We start from the raw sequence: 22,567 nt of genomic DNA, 5'->3' as shown, positions 1-22,567 counted from the left end.
TTTGAAGGAAGGGAGGATTAAAAAGAGGAGGGAAAAGAGAAAAACGGGAAAGAAGCGGGTCTTTCTTCACGAACCCCTGACTTTACCCGCAACCAGCAAAACCAGCCTGTCAGCGCGGGCGGCCAGCAGCTGGTTCTGCTCGGCCACCAGCAAGCCCAGGCCTTGTCCGCGCAGCGCCAGCAGCGCGTCGCGAATCGCTTCCACCAGCACGGGGGCAATGCCCTCGCAAGGCTCGTCAAGCAGCAGGATGCGCGGGCCGGTCATCAGCGTGCGGGCAATCGCCAGCATCTGCTGCTCGCCGCCGCTCATCTGGTCGGCGCGGCGCCCCAGCATGGCCTTGAGCGCGGGGAAAAGATCTAGCGCCCTGGCCTCCTGAGCCTGCAGGTCGCGGCCCGCCGCGATGCGCAGGTTCTCGCGCACCGTGAGTTCGGTGAACAGCCGGCGGTCTTCGGCGACATAACCCAGACCGGCCTGGGCCCGGCGGTGGGTGGCCCAGTGCTCAATCGCCGCCAGGCCCGTGCCCTCAGGGCCCGCCGGATCGCGGTAGCGGACGTGGCCTTCGGTGCGCACTTCCAGGCCCATCACGGACTTGAGCAGCGTGGACTTGCCGGCGCCGTTCAACCCCTGCAGCACCACCAGCTCACCAGGCGCCACTTTCAGCGACACCTCGAACAAGGCCTGGGCCGGGCCGTAGAAGGCATTGAGTTTGTCGACCTCAAGCATGGCCCCCTCCTCCGCTGCCGGCCTCGCCGCCGGCCTGGCCCAGGTAGCGGCTGCGCACCACGGCGTCGCGCGAAATCTCGTCAAACGAACCCTGCGCGGCCAACCGGCCTTCAATCAGCACCAGCACACGGTCGGCCACACCGGCCACGGCGTCCATATTGTGTTCGGTGTAAAGCACGGCCATGCCCTGCCCCGCCAGGCGCTTGACGAGCTGCATCAGTTCGGCGCGCTCGGGCCCGGCCAGGCCGGCGGCCGGCTCGTCCAGCAGCAATAGCTGCGGCCGCGCCGCCAGCGCCACGGCCAGTTCAAGCCGCTTCTTCGCGCCATAGGGCAGGCTCAGCGCATCCTGCCCGGCCAAGGCCTGCAGGCCGGTTTGTTCCAGCAGCGCCAGGGCCGGCTCGCGCGCCTGGCCGTCCAGGCTCCTGAAGGCGGAGATCGCCCGCAAGCCCAGGCGCGCCTGAATTGCCAGTTGCACGTTTTGCAGCACCGTGAGCGCTTCAAACACCTGGGCCACCTGGAAGCTGCGCGCCACCCCCAGCCGCAGCCGCGCCTGCGGGCTGAGCCCCTGCAGCGCCTGGCCGTTCCAGGCGATGTCACCGCCCGTGAGCGGGTACTGGCCCGCGATACAGGCAAAGGTGGTGGACTTGCCGGCGCCGTTGGGGCCTATCAGGGCGACACACTGGCCCAGCCCCACCTCAAAACTCACGCCGTCCACGGCACGCAGGCCGCCGAAATGTTTGACGAGTTGCCGGACCTGCAGCATCAGGCGCTCCCTCCAAGGCTGCGCCGCCAGGCGCCAACTAGGCGCGGCAGCAAGCCCAGCAGCCCCGAGGGCGAAGCCACCATGATCAGCATGATGAAGACACCCAGCAGGCCGCGCCAGTAAGTGACCTCGCGGCCCAACTCAGCCCCGGCATAGCTCAGAACAATGCTGCCCGTGACCGCGCCCCAGAGCTGGTGCACACCGCCGAGCAAAACCACCAGCAAGGCATCGACGGAGGTGGACACGGACGCGAGCGAAGGAAACACCGCACCCTTGTGCGCGGCAAACAGGCCGCCGGCCAGGCCCGCGAGCACGGCACTCTCCACAAAAATCCGGTATTTAAGCCAGTTCACCGCCAGCCCCGAGGCCGAGGCGCGCAAAGGCGCGTCGCGCAAGGCCTGCAGCGCCGCCCCCAGGACTGAGCGCGCCAGAAAGCGCAGCGCCGCCACGGCCACCAGCGCCAGCCCCACCAGCAGCGCGTAAAACACCGGCCGGCCTTCCTCGCCGACCAGCGTGAGGCCTATCAGGCCATTGTCGCCGCCGGTGAGTTCCACCCACTGCGTGGCGCCGGCCCAGATGACCTGCGCGAGCGCCAGCGACAGCATGGCCAGGTACACGCCGCTGCTGCGCACCACCGCCGCGCCGAACACCGCGGCCACCGCCAGGGCCGTGCCACAACCGGCCGCCAGCGCCAGCGGGAGCGAGGCGCCCCAGAGGCTGTGCGAGAGCGCCGCGCCATAAGCGCCCAGCGCAAAAAAAGCGGCATGGCCGAAGCTGACCAGGCCGCCCAGCGCCATCATCGATTGCAAACTGATGCCGAAAATCATGAGAATCAGCGCATCGCCCGCCAGCGCCTGCCAGTAAGGCCCGCCCGCCCAGGCCAAGCCGGCCATCAGCACAAAAGATACAGCGACGGCCGAAGACCCGGCCGCGCCCACGCCCAGGCCGCGGAACTTCTGGGCCGCCTCGCGCACGCCGCTGCCGGCCTCCAGCGCCGAGACCGCCTTGCCGTTGAGCCCCTGGGGCCGGAACACCAGCACCACGGCCATGGTCAGGAACACGATGACCAGCGTAGCCTGCGGAAACACGTTGATGCCGAAGGCGTGGACCAGCCCTATCAGCAGCGCCGCCACAAAAGCGCCGCCTATGCTGCCCAGCCCGCCGGTGACCACCACCACAAAGGTCTCCACGATCACGTTCATGTCCATCTGCAGGTGGGCGGGCTCGCGCGGCAGCTGCAGCGCCCCGGCCAATCCCGCCAGCGCGCAGCCCAGCACCACGGCGCCCAGCATCAGCGGGCGCGGGTTGACGCCCAGCGCCGCGAGCATGGAGCGGTCCTGCGTGGCCGCGCGCAGACGCTGGCCAAAACGCGAGCGCCGCAGCAGCAAATGCAGGCCCAGCCAGACCAGCGGGCCCAGCGCGATCATCGCAAGCTGATAGACCGGAAAAAATTCATCGCCGATTTGCACCGAGCCTTTGAGGCCCGGAAAGCGCGGCGCGAACACCTCGTCAGGGCCGAAGCCCCATTGCATCGCGTCGTGCATCGCCAGCGTCAGGCCGAAGGTGGCGACCAGCTGGTACAACTCGGGCGCGCTGCTCATGCGCCTGAGCAGCAAAAACTCGGCCGCGGCGCCAGCCAGGCCCGCGCAGGCCGCTCCCATCAGAATGGCCAGCAAGTACAGCGGCGCGCTTTCGCCCCAGGCCGGAAACCAATGGGCGACCCAGTGCGCCGTGAACAGCGCGCCCAGCATGAAAAAACTGCCATGTGCGAAATTCACGATGCGGGTCACGCCGAAGATCAGCGTGAGGCCCGCCGCCATCAGGAACAGTGTGGTGGCGTAAGACAGTCCACCTAACAGCTGGACCAGGGAAAACGTCATCCAGTCAGCCCAGTCAATCCAGCCAGGTGGTGAACTCGGTGGCCGGCACGCGCGGCGTTCTGAAGGTATTAACCAGCGCCGACTCATCGGCATAGCCGAGCGACATGCCGCACACCAGCATCTCGTCAGGACCCGCGCCTATGTGCGGCAGGATGATTTTTCCGAAACCGTTCCAGGCGGCCTGCGGGCAGGTGTGCAGGCCCAGGCCGCGCGCGGCCACCATGAGGTTTTGCATGAACATGCCGTAATCCACCAGCGAGCCGCGGCCCATGACGCGGTCCAGCGTGAACATCAGGCCCACGGGTGCGTCGAAGAATTTGAAATTGCGGTGGTGCTGCGCATGCATCCTGTCCTTGTCGCCCTTGGTGATGCCCAGCAGGCCGTAAAGGCCCCAGCCGTTTGCACGGCGCCGGTCGATATAGGGCGACACCCATTTCTCGGGGTAGTAGTCGTATTCCTCTTTGTACTCGGCCGCCAGCGCCGGGTTGGCATGCAGCGCGTCATGCGCCTGGCAGACCTTTTCGACCAGCGCGTCGCGGCTCGCGCCCTGCAGCACATAGGCTTTCCACGGCTGGGTGTTGGTGCCCGAGGGCGCGCGGCTGGCGACCTCCAGCAGGTGGGAGAGGGTTTCGCGCGGCACCGGCTTGGGTAAAAACTGGCGTATCGACTGGCGGCTCACGATGGCTTCATCGACCGCATTGCGCGCATCGCCGGCCTGGCGCGGGGTGATATAGGGAAGCACGGGCAATGCCTGGGTCATCTGAGGGTCTCCAAGACGGAAAGCAGTTCGGGCGGAAGCGGCGCCGGCCGGCGCGTGGCGCGGTCGACGTAAACGTGGATGAAATGGCCCCTGGCCGCGCAGAGCTGGCGCTCATCACCGGGAAACAGCGCCACTTCGTAGCGCACGCTGGACGAGCCCACATGCGCCACGCGGATTCCGGCCACCACGGGCTCGGGAAAGGCCAGCGGTGCGAAGTAGTTGCACTGGGTCTCTATCACCAGGCCGATCACGCCGCCGTTGTGGATGTCGATGGCGCCGCGTTCGATGAGCAGACCGTTGACGGCGGTGTCGAACCAGCTGTAGTAAACGACGTTGTTGACGTGGCCGTAGATGTCGTTATCGGACCAGCGGGTGCCGATGCCGCGGAAAGCTTTGTAGGCGCTACGGGCTTCGGCTTGCGGTCGTGTCGGGGAACTCATGAGGCCTTATTTTGCCAGCGCGGGCCGCGCCGGGCTCGCGGGCATCTTTAACCCGATGGCGTGGGGCTCGCGTCCCAGCAATTCGGGCAACCGATTCGGCACAGGGATGTTGTCCCGCTGCAGCAAGATCCAGTGCCCGTAAGAAAACGGCGAGAAATGCAGCACATCACAGGCATGCGCGCCCAGCCGTGCCGCCCAGTTGGGCAGTGGCAGTTGCAGTGCGCGGGTGGCGGTGTAGTCGGCGCGCAGTTCGCGCAGGTATTGCGCATAGCCGTAGTGGCGGGTGCCGCCCAGTTCGACCTCGCGGTGGGCGGCCAGGGACGGCATGGCCGCCAGGGCGGCGAAGGCCAGGCCGAGGTCGGTGGCCGTCATGGCCGCGATGCCGCCGCGCGCGCCGCGCGGAATGCCATGCACGGGTGAGCGCGACAGGCCGCGCAGCCAGCGCGCGCCAAAGCCTCCCTCGCCATCGAGCAGCGAGGGGCGCACGATGGCATAGTCGCTGCCCGAGGCCGCGATGGCGCGCTCGCCCAGCAGCTTGCTCGACAGGAAGCGGCTTTTGGCGCCTTCGTGCAAACCCAGGGCCGAGGTATGTATGAAGCGTATGCCCGCCTTGGCACAGGCGATAGCCAGTGCCGCGGGCGCGCGGTGGTGCACATGGTCGTAAGACTCATCGGGCCGCTGGCGCAGAATGCCCACGCAATTAACAACCACATCGACGTCCTTGAGCAGCGCGGCCCAGGCATCGGGCTGCAGCAACCGCTCGAAGCGCGCAAGCCGCATGTCGGCAAAAGAATAAGCGGCCCGGTGGCGCTCGGGGTGGCGGCTGCCTATCGCGAGCTGCCCACCCGACGCATGCAGTGCCGCCACGGCATGGCGGCCGATAAAGCCGGTGCCGCCGAGGACGAGGACGCGTGCAAGGGAAGGTTTTTCAGCAGGGTCGGGAATATCGGTGGTGTTCGGCGGCATGTTTTTGCTTTTTTATGTCCAGGGGTCGCCGAAGCGAATCTGAGGCAATGTAGCAGCAATGCTAGGGATTCCAGCGCGCCCAGTATTCGAGTGCCAGCGTGTAAGTGTTCATCTGCACCTGCACGGTCTCGTCGATATTGACGCCGTAGCCGCCCGCCATGGCAAATGCCAGCGGGATGCGGCGCTGCCAGGCCCAGTCGAAGACACGTCGGTCGCGCGCCTCCAGACCGTCGAAGCTCAGCGCCAGGCGGCCCAGGCGGTCGCCCTCGTAAGGGTCGGCGCCGGCCAGGTACAGGACCAGGCCTGGCTCGAAGCGCCGTTCGAGTTCGTCGAGCGCATGCTCAAGCGCCTGCAGGTAAGCCGCGTCGCCGCAGCCGTCGGGCAGGTCCACGTCAAGGTCGCTGGCTTCCTTGCGGAAGGGAAAGTTCTTCTGACCGTGCAGCGACAGCGTGAAGACGCTAGGGTCATTGGCAAAGATGCTGGCCGTGCCGTTGCCCTGGTGTACGTCGAGGTCGATGATGGCGACCTGCAGGGGCTTGCGCCCGTGCCTGTGCTGCCGCGCCCATTCCGCCTGCATCAGCCTGGCGGCCACAGCCGCATCGTTGAACACACAAAACCCGCCGCCCTTGTGCGCATAGGAATGGTGCGTTCCTCCCGCGAGGTTGGCCGCGATGCCCTCCCCTGGCCGGCCCGCAGAGCCCATGGCCACGCGGGCCGCCGCGACGGTGGCACCAGCCGAGCGGCGCGCGCGTTCGGCCATGCCCGGGCTCCAGGGAAAGCCGATCTCACGCTGGGCCGCGGCCGGCAGCGTTCCATGGCTGATAGCGTCTATGTAGTCCGGCGTGTGCACCAGCGCGAGCTCGCCGTCTGTTGCGGCCGGCGCCTGCGTCATGCGGATACGCGGACGCTCGTTCACCAGGCGGTCACGCAGCAAGCGGTATTTCGCCATGGGAAAGCGATGGCCGGGCGGCAGCGGCAAAACAAAGTTGTCGGCGTAAAAGGCTTGCAAGATAGTGAACGTGTTGCGATTTCGGGGCTGAGGCCATTGTGGCCTTGAGCCAGACACTTAGAAAAATGGGTGCATGCAGATATCTCGAGTAGTCCTTTTTGGGTACTTTTCAGCGCTGTTTCAGAGCGTTACCTAGGGCTTGGCCTCTAAATTGGTGCACCGCAACATAAAATACTTGCAATGGTGCACACAGTCCCTATACTTGGACTTATGTTGCAGTGCAGCAATTCAGCGCAAAGCAACACCATTGCCCTCACCTAAACCTATTTTGGAGATTCATTATGCTGACCGCTGAACAAGTCCTCGCTTCCCACAAAGCCAACATCGAAACCATGTTTGGCCTGACTCACAAAGCCTTTGAAGGCGTTGAGAAACTGGTCGAACTGAACGTGCAAGCCACCAAGGCCGCCCTGGCTGAAAGCGCCAACCACACGCAAGCCGTGCTGGGCGTGAAAGACGCACAAGAACTGCTGGCCCTGCAAGCCGGCCTGGTCCAGCCCCTGGCTGAAAAGACCGCCGCCTACAGCCGCCACCTCTATGACATCGCTTCGGCCGCCGGCGCTGAACTGGGCAAGACCTTTGAAACCCAGGCTGCCGATGCACAGAAGAAGTTTGTCGGCCTGGTCGACAACGCCGCCAAGAACGCACCGGCCGGTTCCGAAACCGCCGTGGCTGTCCTGAAGAGCGCCGTCGCCGCAGCCAACAACGCTTTCGAGTCGGTCCAGAAGGCCGTCAAGCAAGCCACCGACATCGCCGAAGCCAACTTCAACACGGTGGCCGCTTCCGCCGTGAACGCCACCAAGACGACCACCGCCAAAAAGCGTTGATCGAAGCGCCTCGCGCGCTACCGTTCATGGAGCCTGTTTCGCGAATCCTGTTTGACTGAACAGGGTTTCAAGCCAGTTGTCTCCTCGGGTCCCTTCCGAAATTCATTTTCACGGACCCCTTAAAGCCCGATCGCAAGATTGGGCTTTTTTTGCCTGCGCTATCTATTTCTGCGCCGTGACCGCCGCGGCCTCGAGTTTGGCCTTGAGCTGCGGCAGCGCCGCCAGCATGGCCGCCCGGCCCGCATCGATGGCGCGCTGCCGCGCCGAGAAGTCGGCGCTCTTGAGGCCCGTGAGCGAGGGGCGCACGACGACGTCGGCATCCTTGAGCTCGTACTGGTTGATGCTTTTGCCCATGATGGCAAAGGTCTGCAGCAGGATTTGCAGGGTGTCGCCCGCGGGATTGGCTTCCGGCGGGCTCGAGATGTCGACGGCCACCACGATGTCGGCGCCCATCTGCCGCGCAAAACGCACGGGCACCGGCGACACCAGGCCGCCGTCCACATACTCGCGGCCGTTGATCTTGACCGGCAGGAACACCGCGGGCACCGCGCTCGACGCACGCACCGCCGTGCCGGTGTCGCCGCGCTGGAACAGCACGGCCTGGCCGCTGTTGAGGTCGGTGGCGACGATGCCCAGCGGAATCGCCATGTTCTCCATGGTGCGGTTGGCGACCAGGTCGTTGACATAACGGGCCAGCGCGTCGCCGCGGAACATGCCGCGGCCGAAGATGGGCAGCATCCAGTCGGTGATGGCGACCTCCTCCATATTCAGCGCGGTCTGCTGCAGCTGCGCGCTGGTCTTGCCGCTGGCATAGAGCGCCGCCACCAGGCTGCCGGCCGAGGTGCCGACCACCAACTGCGGCTTGAGCCCGGCTTCCTCCAGCACGGCGATGACGCCCACATGGGCAAAACCGCGCGCGGCCCCGCCGCCCAGCGCCAGCCCTATGCGCACCGGCTTTCTGGCGGCCTCGGCCGGCGGCGGCACTGGCGCACCCGGGCCGGACGGCATGACGGCGCAACCGGCCAGCAGCAGCATGGCCATGGCCATGCACGCGCCTGCACGCCTGCCTGGCCCGCGCGAAAGCTTGCCCGGCGTAGGGGCTCTGCCAAGAATGATTCTTATTTGCTTTATCATGGCCGGGCTTTAAAAATACCTGTAAGGAAGTGGAAAGTTATGTTCAAAAAAGTGCTTCTCTCGTCGCTGCTCTTGCTGGCAGGCCTGGCATCAGCCCAGGAGCAGGTGGTCAACCTGTATTCTGCCCGCCATTACCAGACCGACGAGAAGCTCTACAGCGATTTCACCAAGGCGACCGGCATCAAGGTCAACCGTGTGGACGCCGACGACGCCGGCATCCTGGCCCGGCTGAAGGCGGAAGGCGCGGCCTCTCCCGCCGACGTGATTTTGCTGGTCGACGCGGCCCGCCTCTGGAAGGGCGATGCGGACGGCCTGTTCAAGCCCATCAAATCGCCGGCCCTCGAGGCCGCCATTCCTGCCAAGCTGCGCGCCAAGGAAACGGCGGAAGGCACGACCTGGTTCGGCTTTTCGACCCGCGCCCGCGTGGTGGTGTTCGACAAGCTCAAGGTCAAAAAGGCCGACGTCGATACCTATGAAAAGCTGGCCGACCCGAAGAACAAGGGACTGCTGTGCACCCGCTCGGGCGCCCATCCCTACAACCTCTCGCTGTTCGGCGCAGTGACCGAACACCTCGGCGAGGCCAAGGCGGAGGAGTGGCTCAAGGGCCTGGTGGCCAATATGGCGCGCGACCCCAAGGGCGGCGACAGCGACCAGATCAAGGCCGTTGCCAGCGGCGAATGCGGCATCGCATTGACCAACACCTATTACCTGGCGCGCATCATGCGCTCCAACGCGGCTGAAGATAAAGTCGTGGCCGACCGCGTCGGTGTGGTCTTTCCCAACCAGTCCAGCTGGGGCACCCACGTGAACATCGCCGGCGCGGCGGTCGCCAAAAATGCCAAGAACACGGCCAACGCCGTCAAATTCATGGAATACCTGGCCAGCCCGAGCGCACAGGAATACTTCGCCAACGGCAACAACGAATGGCCCGCCGTGCCGGGCCTGGGCGTCAGCAACCCGGCGCTCAAGGCCATGAGCCCCTCGGGCAACGGCAGCTTCAAGTCCGAAACCATCCCCATCAGCGCCGTGGGCAACAACCAACTCAAGGTTCAGCAGATGCTGGACCGCGTCGGCTACAAGTAAAAACACAAACCCAGCGCCTTGTTTTTGCGAAAGCCCGGCCGCCAAAAGGCGCCGGGCTTTTTTCATGCGCCATAATTGACGTTTACGTTAACGTCATATCGTCCTGGCTTATGCAGGGCCGAGCGTTCACACAAAGCTTTAACAACCCTCACTCTTCATTCTTTCATTCAAGGAATCACCATGGAAATCGCAGGCAAAGTATTTATCGTCACCGGCGGCGCATCGGGCCTGGGTGAAGGCACGGCACGCATGCTGGTGGCCAATGGCGCCAAGGTCGTCATTGCCGACATGCAGGCCGACAAGGGCGAAGCCATCGCCAAGGAACTGGGCGCCGACAAGGCCGCCTTCGTCAAGTGCGACGTGAGCCAGGAAGCCGACGGCCAGGCCGTGGTGGCCAAGGCGCTCGCCATGGGCAAGCTGATGGGCCTGGTGAACTGCGCCGGCATCGCGCCCGCCGAAAAGACCGTGGGCAAGAACGGCGCGCACGGCCTGGCCCTGTTCAGCAAGACCATCACCGTCAACCTCATCGGCAGCTTCAACATGATCCGCCTGGCAGCCGACGCCATGTGCAAGAACGAGCCCGAAGCCACCGGCGAGCGCGGCGTGCTGATTTCCACCGCCTCGGTGGCGGCCTACGACGGCCAGATCGGCCAGGCCGCCTACAGCGCTTCCAAGGGCGGCATCGTCGGCATGACCCTGCCGATTGCGCGCGACCTGGCACGCAACGGCATCCGCAACATGACGATTGCCCCCGGCATCTTCGGCACGCCCATGCTCTTCGGCATGCCGCAGGAAGTGCAAGACTCGCTGGCCGCCGGCGTTCCCTTCCCCTCGCGCCTGGGCACGCCGCAGGACTATGCGCGCCTGGCCAAACACATCATTGAAAACGACATGCTCAACGGCGAAGTGATTCGCCTGGACGGCGCGATCCGCCTCGCACCGCGCTGAGCGGGCTCAGGCCGCGGGCGGATGCAGCGCGGCCAGCCTTTCGGTCAGCAGCGCCGACAGCCTGTCTATCACCTCGTTGACGCGGGCCGGCACATAGCGCCGGCTCGGCACCACCGCATAGAGCGGCGCCGGCTCGCCCAGGTGGCCCTCAAACAGGCGCACCAGCTTGCCACCGGCCAGCGAGGCCATGAGGTCGATCTCGGACTGGTAGACGATGCCCCGCCCTTCCAGCGCCCACTGCAGCGCGATCGACGCATCGTTGCAGGCCAGCGGCCCGGCCACGCGCACCTGGAAAGGCGCGCTGGCCTCCCCCTGCAATTCGAACTGCCACTGGTCCTGCCGCCGCTCGCGCACATGGCAGACCAGGCAGTCGTGCTGCGCGAGTTCGCAGGGCTGCACGGGCGTTCCGCGGCGCGCCAGGTAATCGGGGCTGGCGCAGGCGATGCGGCGGGCCGGCGCCAGCAGGCGCGCCGAATGGGTGGAGTCCATCAGCGGCCCGTTGCGCAGTGCCACGTCTATGCCTTCGCGCACCAGGTCCACGCGCGCGTCGCTGATCTGCAGGTCGATCTCAATGCCGGGGTGCAGCGCGGCGAATTCCGCCAGCCAGTAGGCCAGCATCTCACGCGCCAGCATGGCCGTGGCGGTGATGCGTATGCTGCCCGTGAGGCCGAAGGTTCCGGCGCGCACCTTGGCCTGGCCTTCGGCCACCAGCTCAAGCGCGCGGCGCGCGTGCTCGACCATGACCGCGCCCTCAGCCGTGGGCCGCACGGCGCGCGTGGTGCGCTCGAACAGGCGCACGCCCAATGAGGTTTCCAGCCGCTTGATCGCCGCGCTGACGGCGGCCGTGGAAAGCCGGCAGCGCTTGCCCGCGCCCGTGAGGCTGCCGGTTTCCGCGGTGGCCAGCAGCACACGCAGGGCATCGAGATTGTCAAATTCCATGGAAGAGTGATTTCTCCGAAACGCCATTGTGGGGCGCGGGGCCGCTGGCTATATTTGCCGGCGGGCCTACAGCCCCCCAAGCAAAAACTACAGTCAAGGATATCCCATGAGACACGCCTTCCCAGCACTGGCGGCCACCGCGCTGCTGGCCGCCTGCGCCAGCAGCCCCTCCTCCTTCACCTACCAGGTCCCGGCCGACGAAGTCGCGCGCGGCGCCAAGTACATGCAGCCCGAAGGTTCTTCGGGCTTCACGCCCAAGCCGGGCTGGGCCACGAAGAAGTTCGCCGTGGCCGCCGCCAACCCGCTGGCCACCGACGCCGGTTACCAGGTGCTCAAGGCCGGCGGCTCGGCCGTAGACGCGGCGATTGCCGTGCAAATGGTGCTCACGCTGGTGGAGCCGCAATCCAGCGGCATAGGCGGCGGCGCCTTCCTGCTGCATGCCAGCGGCGGCAAGGTCGAGGCCTTTGACGGCCGTGAAACCGCGCCCGCGGCGGCCGATGAAAAGCTCTTTATCGGCGCTGACGGCAAGCCCATGGCCTTTTACGACGGCGTGGTCGGCGGCCGATCCGTCGGCACGCCCGGCACCGTGCGCATGCTGGAGATGGCCCACAAGCAGTACGGCCGGCTTCCCTGGGCCCAGCTCTTCGCGCCGGCCATCCAGCTAGCCGAAGGCGGCTTCAAGGTCAGCCCGCGCCTGAACACCCTGCTCAAAGGCGAGCAGCACCTGAAGAAGGACGCCACGGCAGCCGCCTACTTCTACAAGCCCGACGGCAGCCCGGTGGACGTGGGCCAGACCCTGCGCAACCCGGCCCTGGCCGAGGTGCTGCGCCAGATCGCGGCCAAAGGATCGAGCGCGCTGCTCGAAGGCCAGGTGGCCCAGGCCATCGTCGCCAAGGTGCAGGGCCACGCGAGCAACCCCGGCAAACTGGCCCTGGCCGACCTGGCCGGCTACCAGCCCAAAAAGCGCGACCCGATCTGCACCGATTACAGCGCCGCCGGCAAGGCCTACCGCCTGTGCGGCATGCCGCCGCCCAGCTCGGGCGCGATCGCCGTTGGGCAAATCCTCGGCATCTTGAACAACACGCCGGCCGCCACCCTGGGCCTGGTCACCGGCAGCGGCGGGGTTCCCGGCACGGTTGCGCCCACGCCTTCGGCCGACTGGCTGCACCTCTACACCGAGGCGTCCCGCCTGGCTTTTGCCGACCGCGGCCAGTACCTGGGCGACCCGGATTTCGTGCAGCCCCCGGGCGGCAGCTGGATGAGCCTGCTGGCCCCCGCCTACCTGAGCGAGCGCGCCAAACTGATACAGCCCGCAGGCCCCAGCATGAAGACCGCCAAACCCGGCGTGCCCGGTGCGGTGAAGACAGCTCATGCGCCCATGCCAGACCAGCCCGAGTACGGCACCTCGCACATCAGCATCATCGACGGCTACGGCAACGCGATCGCCATGACCACGACGATTGAAGACCAGTTCGGCTCGCGCCTGATGACCGACGGCGGCACTGGCAAGGCCGGCGGCTTTTTGCTCAACAACGAGCTCACCGACTTCAGCTTCGCCCCAACGGACGCCGAAGGCAAACCCGTGGCCAACCGCGTGCAGCCCGGCAAGCGCCCGCGCTCGTCCATGGCGCCCACGCTGGTGTTCGACAAGAACTCGGGCCAGCTCGTCATGAGCGGCGGCAGCCCCGGCGGCGCGCTCATCATCCACTTCACGGCCAAGACGCTCTACGGCACGCTGAACTGGGGCTTGAACGCCCAGCAGGCCATCGACCTGCCCAACTTCGGCTCGCTCAACGGCCCCAGCATCCTGGAAGAAAAGCGCTTCTCGCCGGCCACCGTCGAGGCGCTGCGCAGCCGCGGCGCCGAGGTGCGCGAGCAAACCATGACCAGCGGCCTGCAGGCCATCCAGAAAACGCCCGAAGGCTTCTTCGGCGGCGCCGACCCGCGGCGCGAGGGGTTGGTCCTGGGCGACTAAGCAACTGGGCCCATGCGGCTAACCCAGCCGCATGGGCTTGGCGGGCTGGTCCTGCCGGGCCGAGCCCAGGCGTTCGTACTCCGAAATCACCTGCGCGCCGAGCAGCAGCAAGGCGGCCGCGATTTCCAGGCTCAGCAGCACCACGATGGCGGTGGTGAGGGAGCCGTACACCAGACCAACCTGCGACAGCGTGGAGAAGTACCACACGAGCAGGTGGCGCGTCAGCTCCCAGAGCAGCGCGGCGGTGATGCCGCCCAGCAGCGCGTGCCGCCATTGCAGGCGGCCCACCGGCATCACCATATACAGCGAGGTCAACAGCAGTACCTCGCCCACCAGGCCCAGCAGATACAGCAGCACGCCGGAAAACCCGCTGAGCGACCATTCCCAGCCGAGGAAATCCAGGCTTTTTTCACCGAGCGCCTGCAGGCCGCCCGACACCAGCGTCACCAGCAGCAAGCCCAGTCCCACGAACACGATGTAGCAATAAGGCAGGATGGCCGAGACCAGCGGATGGCGGCGGCGAATCGCCACGCGGTGCAGAAAGATCACCGACATCGCGTTTTCCAGCACCGTGAAAGCCAGCGAACTGAAAAACAGCATGGTGGCCAGCAGGACCCAGCCCAGTACCTCCCGGTGCGCCAGGAAATTGGCCAGCTCGGCCGTGATGAAGCCGCCCTGGCCGGGCGCGAGCCAGCCGATGTAGCGGCCCAGCGCCCGCAGCAGGGCCTCCTGGTCAATCACATGCGACAGCGCGATCGCGACAAGGATCAGGAGCGGAACAATCGACAGCAGCGCGTAATAGGCCACCGCGCCGGCCAGCAGCAAGCCCTGGTTGGCGCGAAAACCCTTGAGCACCCGAAGCGCGAAGGCGCCGGGATGGCTGAAAACATAGGCGAGATTGGGGGCAAGCGTCATGGGAAGGCCCCGGTCCCGGGGCGGCAGGGAAAAGTCCATTGTGGGAAGCGCCGGGGCGCCCCGCTGCCGCCGGATGCCGCCAACGCATGTCAGCCCAGTGCCCATTCCCCTCCAGGGCTATGGGCGCCGGCGGGCCCCCGGCCGGGGCGCGTGTGCTAAATTGACTCCCCTCTCCCCCATGGCCATCCCTCAAACATTCATCCAGGAACTGCTCGCGCGCGCCGACGTGGTGGATATCGTGGGCCGCCATGTACAGCTCAAAAAGGGCGGCGCCAATTTCATGGGGCTGTGCCCTTTCCATGGCGAAAAATCGCCCTCCTTCAGTGTCAGCCCCTCCAAGCAGTTCTACCACTGCTTCGGCTGCGGCAAGAATGGCAATGCCATCAGCTTCCTGATGGAGCACGCCGGCATGACCTTCATTGAGGCCGTCAAGGACCTGGCCCAGCAATACGGCCTGCAGGTGCCCGAAGACGACGTCTCGCCGCAGGACCGCGCCCGCGCCGCGCAGATGCGCGAACAGCAGGCCACGCTCACCAGCGTGCTCGAAAAAGCCGGCATCGCCTACATCAAGGCCCTGCGCAACTCCGAGCGCGCCATCGACTACTTCAAGGGCCGCGGCGTCTCGGGCGAAGTCGCCAAGACCTTCGGCCTGGGCTATGCGCCCGAAGGCTGGCGCAGCCTGGCCAGCGTCTTTCCCGACTACAACGACCCGCTGCTGGTCGAAAGCGGCCTGGTCATTACCGGCGAGCCCGGCGACGAAAACGCCGCCGGCGAGGCCAAGCGTTATGACCGCTTTCGCGACCGGGTCATGTTCCCCATTCGTAACGTCAAAGGCGAATGCATAGGCTTTGGCGGCCGCGTGCTGGGGGACGACAAGCCCAAATACCTCAATTCACCCGAAACCCCGGTCTTCAGCAAGGGGCGCGAGCTTTACGGCCTGTTCGAAGCGCGTACCGCCCTGCGCGAGCACGGCTACGCCCTGGTCACCGAAGGCTATATGGACGTGGTGGCGCTGGCCCAAATGGGCTTTGCTAACGCGGTGGCCACCCTGGGCACCGCCTGCACCGCCGACCATGTGCAAAAGCTGTTTCGCTTCACCGATTCGGTGGTTTTCAGCTTTGACGGCGACAGCGCCGGCCGCCGCGCCGCGCGCAAGGCGCTGGATGCCGCCCTGCCTTTTGCCACCGACGTGCGCACCGTCAAGTTCCTCTTCCTGCCGGCCGAGCACGACCCCGACAGCTACATCCGCGAGCACGGCAAGGAAGGCTTTGCCGCCTACGTCAGCAAGGCCGTGCCGCTGAGCCGCTTCCTGCTCGAAGCGGCCGCCGAGGGCTGCGACCTGGACACCGCCGAGGGCCGCGCCCACATGGCCAGCAATGCCCGTCCGCTGTGGAGCCTGATGCCCGACGGCGCGCTTAAACGCCAGTTGCTGGCCGAGATCGCCGACAAGGTGCTGATCGACAGCCGCGAGCTGCTGCAGCTGTGGCAGCCGGCCTCCAGCGGCTACAAGTCCGGCAACAAAAACAGCGGCGGCCCGCGCGGCCAAGGCAAGGGCCACAGGCAGGATGCCGTGCCGGCCCCGGTTCACCATGCGGACATGCCCGACCCCGGCGGCTACCCGCCGGACTACCCCGAAGAGCGCGATTACAGCGCTTCCGAGCCTTCCGGGTATTTTTCGCCGCCCTCGGCAGGGCACAGCTTTGGCGGGCGCAGCAGCGGCGCCCGCACGCCGCGCCGCGTGGCCGGGCGCATCCTGCCGGCCAGCCGTGAAGACCGGGTGCTCAGGCTGCTGCTGACCGAAGCCCAGACCTGGGACAGGCTCAGCACCGAGGAACACCATTTGCTGGTCGAACTGCCCGAGCCCCACGGCCCGCTGTTTGTCTGGCTGGAGAGCCAGCTGCACGAACACGGCCCCCAGCCCTGGGCGGCCCTGCGCGAGGGCCTGCGCGGTCATGCCTACGAAAGGCATGCCACCGCCCAGATCGCTCAGATTCCCGAAGGCATAGAAAGCGACTGGACCGAGGTTAGAAACATCCTGGACCAACTGCTGCGCCTGCGCCGCCAGCAGGAGATGAGCGAGCTGGCCGCCCGCGTCGCCACCGACCCGGACGCCCGCCAGCGCTACCTGGAACTGCTGGCCAGCCTCAAAACCCCGGCCGACACGGCCCGCTAGAGCGGCCCGGCGCCCGAAAAACAGCTGTTTTGGCGGGTGAAAAACCGCCCAAAAAACAGGCAACAGGGTATAATCCGATTTTCGACGGCAAGCGCGACAGCAGCACCTCCGGCCCGGCCACCCCGAAACTTCGGGGAACTCACAGATGAGACGGCCACTTCCCTCAGGGAATTCCGCAAGGACTGCACACCAAATGTTCGCCCAAACAGCTTGCCCGGAAAAATAAACCGCAACGCGCTCCTGGCGCTGCCCGGCCTGTTTTTCCGTTCTCTTGTTCCTGACTCTGAATCCTTGCCACCGTGCCTGTGCTTTGCGCAGGCGCCAAGGCGCATTTTTGTTTACTGGTAGCCGATAGATATTTAGAACAATTTTTCCGACAACTGGAGGTCCCATGCCTACTGCCAAGCCGAAGAAGCCGAGCACGTCCAAGAAGCCGCAAAGCGCGCAGCCCAAAGCCGCCGCCAAGCCCAAAGCCAAGACAGCGCCCAAAGCCGCTGCCCGGCCCGCAGGCAAGCCTCCAGTCAAAGCAGCAGCCAAGCCTGCCGCCAAGAGCGGCAAGGTTGAAAAGCCGGGAAAAACCACCATATCTGTCAAACCCAGCAAACCCAATGCCCTGGTGAGCAAAGCCCCCCTGAAAACCGCGAAATCCGCGATTTCCGATTTGCCCCTGAAGAAAGCTCCTGCCGTGCCGACCAAGTCCAGCCCCGAATCCAAGCCTCTCGCCGCCCCCGCCGATGTGCCCGTGAAAAAGAAACCCGGCCGCCCGCCCAAGAACCCGGCGGCCGACGGTAGCGCGCCTGCCGCCACCACCGGCGCCAAGCGCGGCCGCAAGCCCAAGAGCGCCACGGCCGCGCCCAAGGACGGCGAAGACCTGGACCTCTCCGACATTGAAGACGACCTGGTCGGCGAACCCGTCGCGGAAACGACCGAGAAGGTCAAACCACTGCGCATGAAGATCAGCAAGGCGAAGGAACGCGCCTTGATGAAGGAATTCGGCCTGGACGAAACCGTCCTGTCCGAAGAAGACATGCTCAAGCGCCGCCTGCGCCTGAAGACCCTGATCAAGCTCGGCAAGACGCGCGGCTACCTCACGCACGGCGAAATCTCCGACCACCTTCCCGACAAGCTGGTCGACGCCGAAACGCTGGAAGTCGTGGTCAACATGCTCAACGACATGGGTGTGGCCGTGTACGAGCAGGCCCCCGACGCCGAGACCCTGCTGCTGAACAACACCGGCCCAACCGTCGCGACCGAAGAGGAAGCCGAGGAAGAAGCCGAAGCGGCGCTGTCCACCGTCGACAGCGAATTCGGCCGCACCACCGACCCGGTCCGCATGTACATGCGTGAAATGGGCACGGTCGAGCTGCTCACGCGCGAAGGCGAAATCGAGATCGCCAAGCGCATCGAGGGCGGCCTCATGAAGATGATGGAAGCCATCTCGGAAAGCCCCGCCACCATCGCTGAAATCATGCGCCTGGGCGAGGAAATCCGCGAAGGCAAGATCGTCATCTCCACCGTGGTCGACGGTTTTTCCAACCCCAACGAGGCCGACGACTACGTGGCCGAGGAAGACTTCGACGAGTTCGATGAGGAAGACGACGACGACGGCAAGGGCGGCTCCAAGGCCCTGACCAAAAAGCTCGAGGAACTCAAGAAGGAGGCCCTCAGCCGCTTCGACAAGATCGCCGCCCTGTTCGAGAAGGTCCACAAGACCTACGACAAGGAAGGCTACGGCACGCCCACCTATGTGAAGGCGCAAAAAGCCCTGAGCGACGAGCTGATGACCGTGCGCTTCACCGCCAAGACCATTGAAAAGCTCTGCGACATGCTGCGCGGCCAGGTGCTGGACGTGCGCAAGAAGGAGCGCGAGCTGCGCCGCATCATCGTCGAGAAGTGCGGCATGCCCCAGGAAGTCTTCATCAAGGACTTCCCGCCCAACCTGCTGAACCTGAAATGGGTTGAAAAACAAGTCGCCGCCGGCAAGCCCTGGTCGGTGGTGATGGCCCGCAACGTGCCGCCCATCCAGGAACTGCAGACCAAGCTGGCCGAACTGCAGGCCCGCGTGGTGGTGCCGCTGGCCCAGCTCAAGGACATCAACAAGCGCATGAACGAAGGCGAGTCCAACTCGCGCGACGCCAAGAAAGAGATGATCGAGGCCAACCTGCGCCTGGTGATCTCGATCGCCAAGAAGTACACCAACCGCGGCCTGCAGTTCCTCGATTTGATCCAGGAAGGCAACATCGGCCTGATGAAGGCCGTCGACAAGTTCGAATACCGCCGCGGCTACAAGTTCTCGACCTACGCCACCTGGTGGATTCGCCAGGCGATCACGCGCTCCATCGCCGACCAGGCGCGGACCATCCGCATCCCGGTGCACATGATCGAGACCATCAACAAGATGAACCGCCTGTCGCGCCAGCACTTGCAGGAATTCGGCTTCGAGCCGGACGCCAGCATCCTGGCCGCCAAGATGGAGATCCCGGAAGACAAGATCCGCAAGATCATGAAGATCGCCAAGGAGCCCATCTCCATGGAAACGCCGATCGGCGACGACGACGATTCGCACCTGGGCGACTTCATCGAGGACAGCGCCAACACCGCGCCGCTGGAAGCCGCGATGCAGGCCGGCCTGCGCGATGTGGTGAAAGACATCCTCGACAGCCTGACGCCACGCGAAGCCAAGGTGCTGCGCATGCGCTTCGGTATCGAGATGTCCACCGACCACACGCTCGAGGAAGTCGGCAAGCAGTTCGACGTGACGCGCGAACGCATCCGCCAGATCGAAGCCAAGGCGCTGCGCAAGCTCAAGCACCCTTCGCGTTCGGACAAGCTGCGCAGCTTTATCGACACGCTGTAAACGCGCTTTCTCCCAAAAGCCCGGCCCCGCAAGGCGCCGGGCTTTTTTATGCCTGCGAGGATCTCAGGGCGCTGTCAGCCCTATCTTGCGCACAAAGGCGTCCAGCGGAACCGACCACATCTTGCCGCCGTAGGTCAGCAGCGAATGCCCGTCGTGCCCGGCCAGCGGCCCGGTCTGGATGAACTGCGTGTCGCTGCCGCCCGCCTTGAAGGCCTCGTGCCACTCGCGGGGCGCTTCTGCCCCCCAGTACTGGTCGTTCTCGGCGTACAGCCACAGGCTGGGCACCTTGACCAGCTTGCCGAATTCACCGTAAGTCCTGCGCAGGTTTTCGGGCGCGCAGCTTTTGGCGGGCGAGTCTGCAGGGTTGCCGCCTGAGCCGCCCGCAAAATTGACGGCGCCTATCACGCCCGGCAGGTTGAGCGCGGCGACCGACACCGTGGTCATGCCGCCCACCGACTGGCCTTCCAGCAACAGCCTGTCCCTGCGCACCCAGGGTTGCTGCAACGCCCACTGGTGCACCGCCACCACCGTCTTGCCGGCCTGGCTGGCCAGGCGCGCAAAGTCGGGATCGCCGCTGCAGACCTTGCCGCTCCAGCGGGCCCCGGAGTCTTCGCGGTCCAGCCCGCCGGTGTCGCCGTAACCGGGCCTCACCGGGGCCACCACGGCCACCCCCTTGAGCAGCCAATAGTTCGCGTGCCCCACCAGCACCGGGTATTCCAGCCTGGCTCTGTCGACACGCGAAGGGGCCCGCCCATGGGAAAAAATCACCAGCGGAAACGGGCCTTCGCCCTCGGGCTTGTAGACGTGGGTGACGACTTCCACCTGCTTGTTGTCGATGAGCAGCGGAAGCTTGACGATCTGCGGCGGCACACGCTCGGGCGGCTGCTGCGCCCAGGCAGGCCCGGCGGCGATCTGCGCCGCCCACACCAAACCAATCACCCATCCCTGTTTCAACCAGCGCATGCCCGGCTCCCTGTTGTTGCCGGAACATTCTGACACGTGCGACGTGTTTATGCCGTACTGAAGCGGTACAGCGTTCGGCCCTGGCGCGCCTGCCCCGGCAGGTGCAGGGCCGAAGGAAAGGCCGCTATGTTGGGCGCGTTCGGGTAACCCTGCGGCTCAAAGCACAGGCTTTGCTGCTGCACATAGCGCCTGCCGCCCTTGCCCGGCCCGCCGGCCAGGGGCTCGCCGGCCAGCATGCCGGTGTAAAACTGCATGGTGGGCTCGCTCGACCAGACCTCCATCACGCGGCCGCTGGCAGGCGCACTCACGCGCGCGCAGAGCGCCAGTTCACCGTCCTCGGCCGCGTCGCGGTCTATCGCGAAGCAGTCGTCATAGCCGGCGACCCCGCCCTCGGCTGGCGATTTGCCCACACGTGTATCGAGCGCCACGGGCTGGCGCAGGTCAAACGGCGTGCCCTCCACAGGCAGCAGCCTGCCCGTGGCAATCAGTTCGGAAGTCATCTCGAAATAGCGGCTCGCGCGGATCATCACTTCATGTCCCAGCGCGCTCTCGCTGTGCGCGCCTTCGAGGTTGAAGAAAGCATGGGTGGTGAAGTTGGCCACCGTGGGCGCATCCAGCGCCTCGGCTTCGTAGTTCAGCACCAGTTCGTTAGTGTCCGTCACGCTGTACAGCACGCGCAAGGCCAGCGTGCCGGGAAAGCCTTCTTCGCCGCCGGCAAACACATAACGCATCTCCACGCTGGAAGCGTCATGCTGCACCGCGTCGAAGACCTGAAAGCGCGAACCCCGCAGCCCGCCGTGCAGGCAGTGCGGGCCGTTGTTGGCCGCCAGCTGGTGCTCTATGCCGCCCAGCGTGAAACGCGCGTTTTCTACGCGCCCCGCATAGCGCCCCACAAAAGCGCCCACGGAGGGGGCGCCGCCCACCACTCCCTCAATGCTGTCGTAACCCAGCACCACGTCGTCAAAATGTCCCGCGCGGTCGGACACCAGCACCTGCTCTATCTTGGCGCCGTAGTTGGTCACGCAGACCGTCATGCCGCGCTGGTTGCGCAGCGTGAACAGCCTGACGGGCTTGCCGTCGATCTCGCGCGCGAAGCGGGCGGGATCGAGCAAAAGAGTAGGGTCCGGGCTGCTCACTTGGCAATAATCGTCAGCAGTTCTTCGCGCGTGGTCGGGTCGGCCATGTATTTGCCGTACAGCGGCCCCATGCGCCTGACCATGGGCGACACGTCCTTGACCTTGACGAACTGGGAGCCCTGCTTGGTCGTGGCTTCCAGGGCCGCGGCGACGCGCTTGTTCCACAGCTCGCGCATCAGGATCGCGGATTTCGCGCCGGCTTCGGCGAAGGCGGCCTTGTCTTCCTTGCTGAGCTTGTCCCAGAGTTTGGTCGACACCACCAGTGCCTCGGGCGAGATCACGTGGTTGGTCACATAGACGTTTTTGGCCACCTTGTAATGCCCCGTGGACTCATAGGAAGGCAGGTTGTTCTCGGCGCAATCGACTTTGCCCTGCTCCAGCGCACCGAGCACGTCCTTGAAGGGCAAGGCCACCGGCTTGGCGTCCATGAGCTTGACCATCTCGATGTAGACCTCGGACTGCTGCACGCGGATGTTCATGCCGGCCAGGTCGCGCAGGTTGTTGACGGGCTTGACGCAGTAAAACGAACGGCCGCCGCCGTCGTACCAGCCCAGCACCACAAAGCCGGCGGCTTTGAGGTTGGCGGAAAAGCGCTCGCCCAGCTTGCCGTCCAGGTGGCGGAACATATGGGCCGAGTCGGTGAAGAGGAAAGGCAGGTTCAGCACCTTGATGCCCGGCACCGCGTCCGACAAGGGGCCCGAGCTGAACTCGGCCACGTCGATCTCGCCGCTCTTGAGCATTTGCACCGCCTTGGGCTGGTCGCCGAGCGTGCCGCTGTTAAAAAGCTCAATGTTGTAGCGGCCGCCGGTACTCTTGGAGACCTGCTCCACAAAACTCTTCATGGCTTCCGAGACCGGGTAGCCGTCGGGGTGGATGTTCCAGGCCCTCAGCTTGGCCTGGGCCATCGCGGTGCTCGCGCACAGCGCGAAGGAGAGGCATAAAAGCCCCTTGAAAGATATACGCATTTTTTGTCTCCTGGATGTGAGGCTATACGGCTGCCTCTGGCGGACAGTCTCGTGTTTTTTCGGTGGTCAATCCCTGAGGGGATGTTCGCACGGATGACTCGCACTCATCAA

General features: G+C 65.5%; 19 protein-coding genes. 6 read left to right on the top strand and 13 right to left on the bottom strand.

The features are described from left to right. Positions 1 to 66: 66 nt before the first annotated feature. The 7 genes from ACEN8I_RS09955 to ACEN8I_RS09925 form a co-directional block, all read right to left on the bottom strand. On the bottom strand, positions 67 to 723 hold the full coding sequence (locus ACEN8I_RS09955; RefSeq protein ID WP_413328238.1) for an ABC transporter ATP-binding protein: 657 nt from the start codon (positions 721 to 723) through the stop codon (positions 67 to 69). Further along, positions 716 to 1,486, bottom strand: coding sequence for an ABC transporter ATP-binding protein (locus ACEN8I_RS09950; protein ID WP_413328237.1), 771 nt, complete (start codon positions 1,484 to 1,486; stop codon positions 716 to 718). Before ACEN8I_RS09950 ends, ACEN8I_RS09955 begins: the two co-directional genes overlap by 8 nt. Next, on the bottom strand, positions 1,486 to 3,366 hold the full coding sequence (locus ACEN8I_RS09945; protein ID WP_413328236.1) for an ABC transporter permease: 1,881 nt from the start codon (positions 3,364 to 3,366) through the stop codon (positions 1,486 to 1,488). The genes ACEN8I_RS09950 and ACEN8I_RS09945 overlap by 1 nt, the downstream gene beginning before the upstream one ends. A 13-nt stretch (positions 3,367 to 3,379) precedes the next feature. Beyond that, complete coding sequence (locus ACEN8I_RS09940) at positions 3,380 to 4,126, bottom strand: nitroreductase (RefSeq protein WP_413328235.1); 747 nt, start codon at positions 4,124 to 4,126, stop codon at positions 3,380 to 3,382. Beyond that, a complete protein-coding gene (locus ACEN8I_RS09935; RefSeq protein WP_413328234.1) occupies positions 4,123 to 4,566 on the bottom strand; it encodes an acyl-CoA thioesterase in 444 nt (147 codons plus the stop codon). Before ACEN8I_RS09935 ends, ACEN8I_RS09940 begins: the two co-directional genes overlap by 4 nt. A gap of 6 nt (positions 4,567 to 4,572) precedes the next feature. Next, positions 4,573 to 5,532 (bottom strand): NAD(P)H-binding protein, encoded by a 960-nt coding sequence (locus ACEN8I_RS09930; protein ID WP_413328233.1) that lies wholly within the window; start codon positions 5,530 to 5,532, stop codon positions 4,573 to 4,575. A 61-nt stretch (positions 5,533 to 5,593) separates the two neighbouring features. Then, entirely contained in the window at positions 5,594 to 6,541 is a 948-nt protein-coding gene (locus tag ACEN8I_RS09925; RefSeq protein WP_413328232.1) for a histone deacetylase, read from the bottom strand. Between the two features lie 278 nt (positions 6,542 to 6,819). On the opposite strand from ACEN8I_RS09925, the gene ACEN8I_RS09920 reads away from it, so the two are divergent. Next, a complete protein-coding gene (locus ACEN8I_RS09920) occupies positions 6,820 to 7,368 on the top strand; it encodes a phasin family protein (protein WP_074575166.1) in 549 nt (182 codons plus the stop codon). Positions 7,369 to 7,530: 162 nt separating this feature from the next. Here the strand turns inward: ACEN8I_RS09920 and ACEN8I_RS09915 are convergent, their stop codons facing one another. Further along, complete coding sequence (locus ACEN8I_RS09915) at positions 7,531 to 8,409, bottom strand: patatin-like phospholipase family protein (protein ID WP_413328366.1); 879 nt, start codon at positions 8,407 to 8,409, stop codon at positions 7,531 to 7,533. 132 nt (positions 8,410 to 8,541) lie between these two features. On the opposite strand from ACEN8I_RS09915, the gene ACEN8I_RS09910 reads away from it, so the two are divergent. Next, on the top strand, positions 8,542 to 9,585 hold the full coding sequence (locus ACEN8I_RS09910; protein ID WP_413328231.1) for an extracellular solute-binding protein: 1,044 nt from the start codon (positions 8,542 to 8,544) through the stop codon (positions 9,583 to 9,585). Between the two features lie 180 nt (positions 9,586 to 9,765). Beyond that, complete coding sequence (locus ACEN8I_RS09905; RefSeq protein ID WP_074575022.1) at positions 9,766 to 10,533, top strand: 3-hydroxyacyl-CoA dehydrogenase; 768 nt, start codon at positions 9,766 to 9,768, stop codon at positions 10,531 to 10,533. 6 nt (positions 10,534 to 10,539) lie between these two features. Here ACEN8I_RS09905 and ACEN8I_RS09900 read toward each other — a convergent pair whose 3' ends face one another. Beyond that, on the bottom strand, positions 10,540 to 11,472 hold the full coding sequence (locus tag ACEN8I_RS09900) for a LysR family transcriptional regulator (RefSeq protein WP_413328230.1): 933 nt from the start codon (positions 11,470 to 11,472) through the stop codon (positions 10,540 to 10,542). 106 nt (positions 11,473 to 11,578) lie between these two features. On the opposite strand from ACEN8I_RS09900, the gene ACEN8I_RS09895 reads away from it, so the two are divergent. Further along, positions 11,579 to 13,447: a gamma-glutamyltransferase family protein gene (locus ACEN8I_RS09895; RefSeq protein ID WP_413328229.1), complete on the top strand. Its 1,869-nt coding sequence runs from the start codon at positions 11,579 to 11,581 to the stop codon at positions 13,445 to 13,447. Between the two features lie 18 nt (positions 13,448 to 13,465). Here the strand turns inward: ACEN8I_RS09895 and ACEN8I_RS09890 are convergent, their stop codons facing one another. Further along, positions 13,466 to 14,362 carry a YihY/virulence factor BrkB family protein gene (locus tag ACEN8I_RS09890; RefSeq protein ID WP_413328227.1) on the bottom strand — a complete coding sequence of 299 codons (897 nt, stop codon included), beginning with the start codon at positions 14,360 to 14,362 and terminating at the stop codon, positions 13,466 to 13,468. Between the two features lie 178 nt (positions 14,363 to 14,540). Between ACEN8I_RS09890 and dnaG the strand changes: the two genes are divergently transcribed. Together dnaG and rpoD are read left to right on the top strand one after the other, a co-directional pair. Further along, complete coding sequence (dnaG, locus tag ACEN8I_RS09885) at positions 14,541 to 16,535, top strand: DNA primase (RefSeq protein WP_413328226.1); 1,995 nt, start codon at positions 14,541 to 14,543, stop codon at positions 16,533 to 16,535. A gap of 391 nt (positions 16,536 to 16,926) precedes the next feature. After that, a complete protein-coding gene (rpoD, locus tag ACEN8I_RS09880; protein ID WP_413328225.1) occupies positions 16,927 to 19,392 on the top strand; it encodes an RNA polymerase sigma factor RpoD in 2,466 nt (821 codons plus the stop codon). Between the two features lie 63 nt (positions 19,393 to 19,455). Here rpoD and ACEN8I_RS09875 read toward each other — a convergent pair whose 3' ends face one another. From ACEN8I_RS09875 to ACEN8I_RS09865, 3 genes are read right to left on the bottom strand one after another with little or no spacing between them, the layout of a single operon-like run. Continuing rightward, on the bottom strand, positions 19,456 to 20,355 hold the full coding sequence (locus ACEN8I_RS09875; RefSeq protein ID WP_413328224.1) for a dienelactone hydrolase family protein: 900 nt from the start codon (positions 20,353 to 20,355) through the stop codon (positions 19,456 to 19,458). A 47-nt stretch (positions 20,356 to 20,402) separates the two neighbouring features. Continuing rightward, on the bottom strand, positions 20,403 to 21,467 hold the full coding sequence (locus tag ACEN8I_RS09870) for an aldose epimerase family protein (RefSeq protein WP_413328223.1): 1,065 nt from the start codon (positions 21,465 to 21,467) through the stop codon (positions 20,403 to 20,405). Between the two features lie 20 nt (positions 21,468 to 21,487). Beyond that, positions 21,488 to 22,456, bottom strand: coding sequence for a TRAP transporter substrate-binding protein (locus tag ACEN8I_RS09865; RefSeq protein ID WP_413328222.1), 969 nt, complete (start codon positions 22,454 to 22,456; stop codon positions 21,488 to 21,490). Positions 22,457 to 22,567 lie beyond the last annotated feature (111 nt).

The organism is Polaromonas sp. CT11-55 (assembly GCF_047303325.1).
Classification (GTDB): Bacteria; Pseudomonadota; Gammaproteobacteria; order Burkholderiales; family Burkholderiaceae_C; genus Polaromonas.
This window is presented reverse-complemented; position numbering and strand designations above follow the sequence as displayed.

Excerpts from the sequence above, each read along its gene's own strand:
- ACEN8I_RS09955 (WP_413328238.1), bottom strand. The coding sequence starts at position 723 with ATGCTTGAGGTCGACAAACTCAATGCCTTCTACGGCCCGGCCCAGGCC.
- ACEN8I_RS09950 (WP_413328237.1), bottom strand. The coding sequence starts at position 1,486 with ATGCTGCAGGTCCGGCAACTCGTCAAACATTTCGGCGGCCTGCGTGCC.
- ACEN8I_RS09945 (WP_413328236.1), bottom strand. The coding sequence starts at position 3,366 with ATGACGTTTTCCCTGGTCCAGCTGTTAGGTGGACTGTCTTACGCCACC.
- ACEN8I_RS09940 (WP_413328235.1), bottom strand. The coding sequence starts at position 4,126 with ATGACCCAGGCATTGCCCGTGCTTCCCTATATCACCCCGCGCCAGGCC.
- ACEN8I_RS09935 (WP_413328234.1), bottom strand. The coding sequence starts at position 4,566 with ATGAGTTCCCCGACACGACCGCAAGCCGAAGCCCGTAGCGCCTACAAA.
- ACEN8I_RS09930 (WP_413328233.1), bottom strand. The coding sequence starts at position 5,532 with ATGCCGCCGAACACCACCGATATTCCCGACCCTGCTGAAAAACCTTCC.
- ACEN8I_RS09915 (WP_413328366.1), bottom strand. The coding sequence starts at position 8,409 with ATGGCCATGCTGCTGCTGGCCGGTTGCGCCGTCATGCCGTCCGGCCCG.
- ACEN8I_RS09910 (WP_413328231.1), top strand. The coding sequence starts at position 8,542 with ATGTTCAAAAAAGTGCTTCTCTCGTCGCTGCTCTTGCTGGCAGGCCTG.
- ACEN8I_RS09905 (WP_074575022.1), top strand. The coding sequence starts at position 9,766 with ATGGAAATCGCAGGCAAAGTATTTATCGTCACCGGCGGCGCATCGGGC.
- ACEN8I_RS09900 (WP_413328230.1), bottom strand. The coding sequence starts at position 11,472 with ATGGAATTTGACAATCTCGATGCCCTGCGTGTGCTGCTGGCCACCGCG.
- ACEN8I_RS09895 (WP_413328229.1), top strand. The coding sequence starts at position 11,579 with ATGAGACACGCCTTCCCAGCACTGGCGGCCACCGCGCTGCTGGCCGCC.
- ACEN8I_RS09890 (WP_413328227.1), bottom strand. The coding sequence starts at position 14,362 with ATGACGCTTGCCCCCAATCTCGCCTATGTTTTCAGCCATCCCGGCGCC.
- dnaG (WP_413328226.1), top strand. The coding sequence starts at position 14,541 with ATGGCCATCCCTCAAACATTCATCCAGGAACTGCTCGCGCGCGCCGAC.
- rpoD (WP_413328225.1), top strand. The coding sequence starts at position 16,927 with ATGCCTACTGCCAAGCCGAAGAAGCCGAGCACGTCCAAGAAGCCGCAA.
- ACEN8I_RS09875 (WP_413328224.1), bottom strand. The coding sequence starts at position 20,355 with ATGCGCTGGTTGAAACAGGGATGGGTGATTGGTTTGGTGTGGGCGGCG.
- ACEN8I_RS09865 (WP_413328222.1), bottom strand. The coding sequence starts at position 22,456 with ATGCGTATATCTTTCAAGGGGCTTTTATGCCTCTCCTTCGCGCTGTGC.